This window comes from Nostocoides sp. F2B08, assembly GCF_009184895.1.
Lineage (GTDB): Bacteria > Actinomycetota > Actinomycetes > Actinomycetales > Dermatophilaceae > F2B08.
Window position 1 is genome coordinate 1 of the sequence record NZ_WESE01000025.1, and the last position, 4,391, is coordinate 4,391.

The following is a 4,391-nucleotide window of genomic DNA, read 5'->3' on the forward strand; positions in this document are numbered from 1 at the left end:
CCTTGTGATCAGGTCGAATAGAAGCGTCAAGAACTTCGATTCTCCTGCACCACAAGGGATTTCTCATGCAACGACCCGCATCCAGACCGCTACGACATGATCCCGATCGGTGGATCCGGGCTTAAGCGGTACCCATTGCGCGCTATCGGGCTGGGCGCCCAGCGCCGGAGAGGCCCCCAGGACCGCCAGGAGTGCCACCAGTAGCACTGCTCGAATCTTCTTCATCACCCTCACGCCCCTTCTCGGACGTCGACGGGAGACCGCCATCCTCGACCGCGCCGGGGAGTGGCGAGTCGCCAAGGTCGGAGGTTCCGGCCTCAGCTCCATCGTCCCGCTGCCACAGCCCGCCGGCTGGGCGGTGGCTGGCACATCACACACGCCCGGCGGCCCGCGCAGCGCCGGGTGTCCGATGACGCTGTTGCCACTTTGGTCCCACACCCTCCGCCGACCCTAGTGGCGGTCGGCTCCCGGCGCAGTGATGCGGGTGGCATGCGTGGTTCTGGTGGGAGCGGCGGGGTGGATGATGGGGGTGAGCTTCTAGTTCGGGCGCGCAGCCGTTGACGCCCGGGATGGGCGGTGTGCGTGGTGGGTGCGCGGCCGCGGGTCGTGCGGACCGGGGTGGATCTGGTTCGGGCGCGGCGGGCGGGGCCGGCCGGGGTGGCGCGCCGCCGGGCGGTCCGGCTTGATGCGCTGGTCGGGCACGCGCGGGCACGCTCTGGGTTCTACGAGCGGTTGTACCGGGGGCTGGGCGGCGATCCGGTGGAGCTGGCGGCGCTGCCGCCGGTGTCCAAGCCTGACCTGATGGCGTCGTTCGATGAGTGGGTCAGCGATCCGGCGGTGACCCGCGCGGGCGTGGAGGCGTTCACCGCGGACCCGGCTCGGTTGGGGAGCCTGTTCTTGGGCGGGTACTTCGCGTGCCGCAGCTCGGGTACGACGGGTCAGCCGGGACTGTTCCTGCACGACCAGGCGGCGTGCGCGGTCTACGAGGCGATGAGCCTGCGCATCGACTTGCAGTGGCTCTCACCTGGCCAGTGGTGGGCGCTGCTGCGCGGCCGGGTGCGGTGGGCCGCGGTGGTGGGCGCCGGGGGCCACTTCGCTGGTGCCGGCTGGATGGAGCTGCAGCGGCGACGCGACCCGGTGCGGCGTCGGGCGTATCGGGTGTTCCCGCTCGAGCAGCCGCTGCGCGAGCTCGTCGCGGCACTGAACGCGTTCCAGCCCGTGATCCTCTCCGGTTACCCCAGCGCCCTGGACATCCTGGCCGCCGAGCAACGCGCTGGGCGACTGCGGGTGCATCCCGTCGTCGTAGAGCTCGCCGGCGAATCGATCGATGACGTCGGCCGCGAGCACATCGCGACCAGTCTTGGCGGGGCCCTGCACGACGCCTACTCGGCATCGGAATGCCTGGTCATGGCCGTCGACTGCGACCACGGATGGCTGCACGTCAACGCCGACTGGGTCGTGCTGGAGCCGGTCCAGGCCGACCACACACCCACCCCGCCGGGCATCGCCTCACACACCGTCCTGCTCACCAACCTCGCCAACCACGTTCAGCCGCTGATCCGCTACGACCTCGGCGACTCGGTGCTCGCCCGGGCCGGCCCATGCCCGTGCGGCAGCCCCTTCCCGGCGATCCGCGTCCAGGGCCGCCGTGACGACGTCCTACACCTGACCACCGCCGACGGGCGCACCGTCACCCTGCCCCCGCTCGCGGTGGGCTCGGTCCTCGACCAGCCCCCCGGTGTCCTGCGCAGCCAGCTGGTCCAGACCGGCGACCGGTCGCTGCTGCTTGGCCTTGACCTGCTACCCGAGACGGCGGAAGACGCGGTGTGGCAGGAGGCAACCGCGCGCCTGACCGCCTACCTGAGCGCGCAAGGAGCCACCGACATCTCCGTCACCAAGGCGTGCGAGGCGCCCCAGCGCAGCGCGACCAGCGGCAAGTTCCGCCAAGTCATAGCCCGCCCGCCCAGCCCGACCTGAACAGCCCAGATCACCCCAAGGGGCGAGGTGCCCCCGGCATGACCGCGTGTCCGCGACCACGGCACCACCACGAACCGACCCGACCGGCGCCATGCGGCGCGGTGACGCCGACTGCGGTCGCCAGCAGTGCGCCCAACTGCCGGCGGAAGGCCGCAGGTCGGTGGCCGTCCGCACGCAGTGTCCCTGTCGCCTCCACCCTTTTCGTTATACGATTTTTTCATGGTCGCTGACGAGCAGATCCAGAAGTGGGCCGATGAGGCAGAAGCCGGCTACGACGTCGCCGAGCTCAAGCGTCGAGGGCGTGGACGTCCGGGCCGGGGTGCGGAGCCGATGCAGGTCATTGCGGTGCGCCTGACCGCAGAGGAGATCGCCGCGCTGGACGCGGTCGCTGAGCGGGAGCAGCTTTCGCGATCTGAGGCAATCCGGCGAGCACTGGCCAACTACGCCGCGTGAAGGTCCACAACAGCGCGCTCAAGCATGGAGTTCTGCCGGAGGACGCGGCTCAAGCCGCCTACTGGTCGCTGTGGATCGAACCACTTGAAGAAGACGAGTGGCCGCACCGAGAACTGCGACTCGGGTTCGACACACAGGCCCGTCTGCTCGAAACAGTCGTGCTGATCTTCGCAAGCGGCGAAGCGATGGTCATCCACGCCATGCCCGCACGAAAGCAGTACTGGGACCTGCTGCCCTGAACCGCAGAGCGTCTCCTGGTGCCCCGCACGTCACCCGGCTACTTGATGCTTGTAGGTAGGGCCGGTGTCCGGCCAGACTCGGTCCCAGGTGCCCGACGAGATTGCTCTTCAGCCGGCTGCCCACCAGCGTGATCGGTGTGGCTCTACTCCGGGTTGCGGCCTCGTCGGGCACCGTGGCGAAGGTGTGGCTCCAGAGGGGTCTGCCCTGCTCTAAGTAGCAATGCCCGCCTCGCCGTTCTCTATCGGATGCGAGACCAAGGCGGTGCTGTCGTGAGGGTGTTCATCGGGGTCGATCCCCACAAGCTGTCGGTCACGATCGAGGTCGACGACAAGAACGAGGCGGTGCTGGCGACCGGCCGGTTCGGCACGGATAACGCTGGGTATCGCGCGATGCTCAAGCGCGTTGCGCCATGGCCCGATCGGACCTGGGCGGTGGAGGGCAGCAACGGTGCCGGCCGGCCGTTGGCCCAACGGCTGCTGGCCGATGGTGAGCAGGTGCTCGATGTCCCGGCGAAGCTGTCGGCGCGGGCCAGGTTGTTCGACACCGGACACAACCGCAAGACCGACGCCCACGACGCGCACTCGGTCGCCGTGGTGGCCGTGCGCACCCCGGGTCTTCGGGTGCTCTCCTACGATGCCGAGCTCGAGGCGTTGCGGATGCTGGTCGACCGCCGCGATGAACTCTCCCGCACCCGGGTACAGACCGTGAACCGGCTGCACCGGCTACTCGCCGAGCTGATCCCGGGCACAGCGAAGAAGGAGATCAGCACTGGTCAGGCCAAGGCCATGCTTGCCTCGGTCCGCCCGCGGGACCTGGTCGGTAAGACCCGCCGCCGCCTGGCCGCGGAGTTGTTGGCCGAGCTGGTCGTGGTCGAGAAGAAGATCAAGGAGCTGCGCAAGGAGCTCAAGGCGATGGTTCAGGCCCGCGGCTCGACGTTGATGGACCTTCCCGGGGTCGGACCCGTCATCGCCGCCCGAGTTCTCGCCGATGTCGGTGACGTGGCCCGCTTCGCCGACCGGAACCGGTTCGCGTCCTGGACCGGCACCGCCCCCATCGAAGCCTCCTCCGGTGAGATCGTCCGGCACCGGCTATCCCGGGCGGGGAACCGGCGGATGAACCACATGACCCACATCGCCGCCGCCACCCAGATCCGCCACGACACCGAAGGCCGGGCCTACTACCTGCGCAAGATCGCCGCCGGCAAGACCCGCCGCGAAGCGATGCGTTGCCTCAAGCGCCGCATCTCCGACGCCCTCTATCGCCAGCTCGTCGCCGACGCGCGAGCCGCCGGCATTGTCAGTGCCGAGGCCGATGTCGAGGCGGGCCCGGGAGGGCACAGCGGGGCGTCTTTACTATCCAGCGCGGCCGGCTCGCACCCGCACACCGGCACTTCGGATCAGCCACTTCCCGGACCCGCACCCACGACGCTACCCGCGACCACGCCGGCCAGGAAGAGGACATCCGCCAAAGCCCTCGAAACCGCCTCTTGACACAGAGGGGTGCCGGAGTGCCGCACTGTGGGGGACGAGATTCGGTCGGCGAAATGGTCCCACCTCGGTCAGAGTCGGGCACGGGTGCAATATTCGCTGAGCAGCCGGTCACCCTGACCTATGGTCTGGGCCAACGTCGTAGCGACAAGGACCAATGGTGTGGTCGAAGTCGACGGGCCTGGGGCGTCCGCGCTTCGTCGCCGGTAAGTCGGCGTCGCGAGAATCACCGCG

4 protein-coding genes are annotated in these 4,391 nt (G+C 69.1%); all 4 read left to right on the forward strand.

The window, feature by feature from the left end:
* The first annotated feature begins 585 nt into the window (after positions 1 to 585).
* A complete protein-coding gene (locus GA707_RS20500; RefSeq protein WP_152180304.1) occupies positions 586 to 1,977 on the forward strand; it encodes a phenylacetate--CoA ligase family protein in 1,392 nt (463 codons plus the stop codon).
* Positions 1,978 to 2,196: 219 nt separating this feature from the next.
* Entirely contained in the window at positions 2,197 to 2,430 is a 234-nt protein-coding gene (locus GA707_RS20505) for a ribbon-helix-helix protein, CopG family (protein WP_152180305.1), read from the forward strand.
* A complete protein-coding gene (locus tag GA707_RS20510) occupies positions 2,427 to 2,669 on the forward strand; it encodes a toxin (protein WP_152180306.1) in 243 nt (80 codons plus the stop codon). The genes GA707_RS20505 and GA707_RS20510 overlap by 4 nt, the downstream gene beginning before the upstream one ends.
* Before the next feature lie 246 nt (positions 2,670 to 2,915).
* Complete coding sequence (locus GA707_RS20515; protein WP_152180307.1) at positions 2,916 to 4,160, forward strand: IS110 family transposase; 1,245 nt, start codon at positions 2,916 to 2,918, stop codon at positions 4,158 to 4,160.
* The last annotated feature ends 231 nt before the right edge of the window (positions 4,161 to 4,391 follow it).

Excerpts from the sequence above, each read along its gene's own strand:
- GA707_RS20505 (WP_152180305.1), top strand. The coding sequence starts at position 2,197 with ATGGTCGCTGACGAGCAGATCCAGAAGTGGGCCGATGAGGCAGAAGCC.
- GA707_RS20515 (WP_152180307.1), top strand. The coding sequence starts at position 2,916 with ATGCGAGACCAAGGCGGTGCTGTCGTGAGGGTGTTCATCGGGGTCGAT.